This window comes from Caballeronia sp. ATUFL_F1_KS39, assembly GCF_023630985.1.
GTDB lineage: Bacteria > Pseudomonadota > Gammaproteobacteria > Burkholderiales > Burkholderiaceae > Caballeronia > Caballeronia zhejiangensis.
Map to the genome: position 1 here is coordinate 1 of NZ_JALQDZ010000009.1, position 3,760 is coordinate 3,760.

Below are 3,760 nucleotides of genomic sequence, written 5' to 3' on the forward strand. Positions count from 1 at the left end.
CGGGACGTCGCTTACCGCTCGTCGAAGCTCACAACCACGCGCTCGCTCACCGGATGGCACTGGCAGGTCAGCACGAAACCCTCATCGATCTCATGTTGTTCGAGCGTGTAGTTCTTGTCCATCTTCACTTCGCCTTCGAGCACTTTCGCGCGGCACGTGCAGCACACCCCGCCCTTGCACGCGTACGGCAACGCGAGCCCTGCCTTCAGACCGACATCGAGCACGCTCACGCCTTCATAAGGCAGACGCAGCTTGCGCTTCTTGCCGTCGATGACCAGTTCCAGATCCGCCGCCGGCGTGCTCTCCGTAATCTCGATCGTCGGCGCACCCGCCTGCGGCAACGGCGTGCCGAAGCGCTCCACATGAATCTGCTTCGGCGGCACGCCCGCTTCTTTCAGTGCGGCTTCAGCGGCATCCATCATCGGGCCGGGGCCGCAGATGAACGCTTCGTCGATCTCTTCAGGCGAGAGCAGCGTCGAAAGAAACGCCTTGCACTTCTCTTGATCCAGCACGCCGTTGAACAACTCGACATCCTGCAAATCATCGGACAGCACGTGATACAGCGAGAACCGGTCCATATACCGGTTCTTCAGATCCTCGAGTTCCTCGGCGAACATGATCGCGTCGACACTGCGATTGCCGTACACCAGCGTGAAGCGGCTCGTCGGCTCCATGTCCAGCGTCGTCTTGATGATCGCCAGCACCGGCGTGATGCCCGAGCCGCCCGAGAACGCCACGTAATGCTTCGCGTGATCCGCGTTCAGATGCGTGAAGAAGCGTCCGTCGGGCGTCATCACCTCGATCTCATGGCCCGGCTTCAAGGTCTCGAACGCGAAGTTCGAGAAGCGCCCGCCGCGCACGCGCTTGATGCCGATGCGCAATTCGCCATCGCGATCGTAGTCGGTCACGCCCACGCAGATCGAATACGAGCGGCGCGTCTCCTCGCCATCGATATGCGTCTTGAGCGTCACGAACTGGCCCTGCGTGAAGCGAAACGCATCGCGCAATGCGGGCGGCACATCGAATGAAACAGTGAGCGCATCGGCGGTTTCGGGGCGCACGTCGCGAATGCGCAGCGGATGAAATTGCGGAGTCGCCATGTTTTCTCGGCTCGCTTGTCAGTGAGGTTCAGTACGGCTTGAAGTAATCGAACGGCTCGCGGCAATCGATGCATCGATACAACGCCTTGCACGCCGTCGAGCCGAATTGCGCCAGCTTCTCCGTGTGCGTCGAGCCGCAGCGCGGGCACGCGATCGTCGCGGGCTTGCGCGCCACGAAGCGGATCGGATTTTCCGTGCTAACGCATGCGCCCGTCGGCGGCGCGATGCCGTAGCGGCGCAGCTTCTCGCGCGCGTCATCGGTGATCCAGTCGGTCGTCCACGCAGGCGCCAGCACCGTCTCGATGCGATGCGCGCCGAGTTGCGCATCAGCGATCGCTTTCGCGATGTCCTCAGCAATCTGCGACATCGCAGGACAGCCCGAGTACGTCGGCGTGATCACCACTTCGAGCACGCCATCGTCGCCGTGACGCACATCGCGCAAGATGCCCAGCTCGCGAATCGATACCACCGGAATCTCCGGATCGGGCACCGACTCGAGCACGTGCCACGCGCGTTCGATCGTGGTTTGCATGGCCAGCATTACCAGCTCGCGCCCGGATGCTGACGCGCCAGGCTCTGCATCTCCGCCAGCAGATAACCCATGTGCTCCGAGTGCTCGCCTTGCTTGCCCGTCGTGACGTGCTGCACTTCTACGGGCACTTTGAGCGTCGCTTCATCGAGCGCCGATGCAACCTGCTCGCGCCACGCCGCTTCGAACTCGCTCGCCAGCGGCGCGATGCCCGCATCGGCGACGGCCTGTTCGATTGCATCGGTCGCGAAGAACTCGCGCGTGTACGGCATCAGATAATCGAGCGCAGCCTGCGCACGCCGATGCGACTCCGCAGTGCCATCGCCGAAACGCACCAGCCAGTCGCGCGCGTGATGCAGGTGATAGCTCGTCTCCTTGATCGACTTCGCCGCGATCGCCGCGAGTTGCGCATCGTTCGATGATTGCAATGCGCTCCACACTTCCATCATCAACGCCGAGTACAGGAAGTTGCGCACGATCGTCACCGCGTAATCGCGCTCCGTGCGCGTCGTGCCCGCGAGCGGGCCGAAGTGCGGCAACTCCGCGATCGTGTAGTTGGCGAACTCGCGCTCGGTGCGGAAGTACGCGTAATCGTCTTCGGTCTTTTTGTTGCCGTTGAGCGATGCTTCGAGCGAAGCAGCATGCGTGTAGAGCAAACGCGCCTGACCGATCAGATCCAGACTGATGTTCGCCAGCGCAATATCCTCTTCCAGTGCCGGGCCGTGACTGCACCACTCCGCGTTGCGCTGTCCGAGAATCAGCGCGTTGTCGGCAAGACGCAGCACGTAGGCGAGATGTTCTTTCTGGCTCATGTCGCGCGCCCTTACATGTGATTGATTTCGTCGGGCAGCACGAAGAACGTCGGATGCCGATAGATCTTGTCGCCCGCGGGCTCGAACAACTCGGCCTTGTCTGCCGGGTCCGATGCCGTGATCGCCGCCGAGGGCACCACCCAGATGCTCACGCCTTCCTGACGACGCGTGTACACGTCGCGCGCCATGCGCAACGCCGCGCCCGCGTCCGGTGCGTGCAGGCTGCCGCAATGCTTGTGATCCAGTCCCTGCTTGCTGCGCACGAACACTTCCCAGATCGGCCATTCCTTGTTCATCTTCATCGTCTCCATGCTCATGCAGCTTGTTGGTGGGCGCGGGCTTTTTGCTTCTCGGCATACGCCAGTGCGGCTTCGCGAACCCACGCGCCGTCATCGTGCGCCTTCACGCGCGTGGCGAGGCGCTCCTTGTTGCACGGACCGTCGCCGTTGACCACGCGCCAGAACTCGTCCCAGTCGATCGCGCCGTAGTCGTGCGCTTGCCGCGCTTCGTTCCACTTCAAGTCGGGATCGGGCAATGTGACGCCGAGGATCTTCGCCTGCTCGACGGTCGCATCGACGAACTTCTGACGCAGGTCATCGTTCGAGATGCGCTTGATGCCCCACGCGAACGACTGGCCGCTGTGGATCGAATCCTTGTCGCTCGGGCCGAACATCATCAGCACCGGCCACCACCAGCGGTTCACCGCCTGCTGCACGAGGTCCTTCTGCGCTTGCGTGCCTTTCATCATCGCGAGCAGCGCGTCGAAGCCCTGGCGTTGGTGGAACGACTCCTCCTTGCAGATGCGGATCATCGCGCGGGCATACGGCCCGTAGGTGCAGCGGCACAGCGGAATCTGGTTCATGATCGCGGCGCCATCGACGAGCCAGCCGATCACGCCGACATCGGCCCACGTGGGTGTCGGATAGTTGAAGATGCTCGAATATTTCGCCTTGCCTGCGTGCAGCGCGGCGACCAGTTGATCGCGCGAGACGCCCAGTGTTTCGGCCGCGCTGTAGAGGTACAGGCCGTGGCCGCCTTCGTCCTGCACCTTCGCGAGCAGAATCGCCTTGCGTTTGAGGCTCGGCGCGCGGCTGATCCAGTTGCCCTCGGGCTGCATCCCGATGATCTCCGAATGCGCGTGCTGCGAGATCTGACGCACCAGCGTCTTGCGATACGCCTCGGGCATCCAGTCCTGCGGCTCGATCTTGCCGTCGGCCTGCATCACCGCGTCGAAGCGGGTTTGGGCGGCGGAGGCTGCGGCTTCGTGGCTTTCGGCTGCGGACGTCGCGCTGGGGAGGTCGAGGGATTGCGTGTACATG

The 3,760-nt window shown here is 63.0% G+C and carries 5 protein-coding genes; all 5 read right to left on the reverse strand.

Features of this window, described 5'->3' with window-relative positions:
• Nucleotides 1-11: 11 nt before the first annotated feature.
• Genes paaE through paaA form a run of 5 tightly spaced genes read right to left on the reverse strand, consistent with a single transcriptional unit; the run spans nucleotide 12 to nucleotide 3,759 of the window.
• Nucleotides 12-1,100, reverse strand: coding sequence for a 1,2-phenylacetyl-CoA epoxidase subunit PaaE (paaE, locus tag NCR93_RS07375; protein ID WP_008352720.1), 1,089 nt, complete (start codon nucleotides 1,098-1,100; stop codon nucleotides 12-14).
• Nucleotides 1,101-1,128: 28 nt separating this feature from the next.
• Nucleotides 1,129-1,641, reverse strand: a complete 513-nt coding sequence (paaD, locus tag NCR93_RS07380; RefSeq protein WP_175983145.1) for a 1,2-phenylacetyl-CoA epoxidase subunit PaaD — start codon at nucleotides 1,639-1,641, stop codon at nucleotides 1,129-1,131.
• A complete protein-coding gene (paaC, locus tag NCR93_RS07385; protein WP_008349547.1) occupies nucleotides 1,641-2,441 on the reverse strand; it encodes a 1,2-phenylacetyl-CoA epoxidase subunit PaaC in 801 nt (266 codons plus the stop codon). The genes paaD and paaC overlap by 1 nt, the downstream gene beginning before the upstream one ends.
• 11 nt (nucleotides 2,442-2,452) lie before the next feature.
• Nucleotides 2,453-2,737, reverse strand: a complete 285-nt coding sequence (gene paaB, locus NCR93_RS07390; RefSeq protein ID WP_008349546.1) for a 1,2-phenylacetyl-CoA epoxidase subunit PaaB — start codon at nucleotides 2,735-2,737, stop codon at nucleotides 2,453-2,455.
• A gap of 17 nt (nucleotides 2,738-2,754) precedes the next feature.
• Entirely contained in the window at nucleotides 2,755-3,759 is a 1,005-nt protein-coding gene (gene paaA, locus NCR93_RS07395; protein WP_239295562.1) for a 1,2-phenylacetyl-CoA epoxidase subunit PaaA, read from the reverse strand.
• Between the last annotated feature and the right edge of the window lies 1 nt (nucleotide 3,760).

Coding starts and splice junctions, on each gene's coding strand:
- paaE (WP_008352720.1), bottom strand. CDS start 1,100: ATGGCGACTCCGCAATTTCATCCGCTGCGCATTCGCGACGTGCGCCCC.
- paaD (WP_175983145.1), bottom strand. CDS start 1,641: ATGCTGGCCATGCAAACCACGATCGAACGCGCGTGGCACGTGCTCGAG.
- paaC (WP_008349547.1), bottom strand. CDS start 2,441: ATGAGCCAGAAAGAACATCTCGCCTACGTGCTGCGTCTTGCCGACAAC.
- paaB (WP_008349546.1), bottom strand. CDS start 2,737: ATGAACAAGGAATGGCCGATCTGGGAAGTGTTCGTGCGCAGCAAGCAG.
- paaA (WP_239295562.1), bottom strand. CDS start 3,759: ATGTACACGCAATCCCTCGACCTCCCCAGCGCGACGTCCGCAGCCGAA.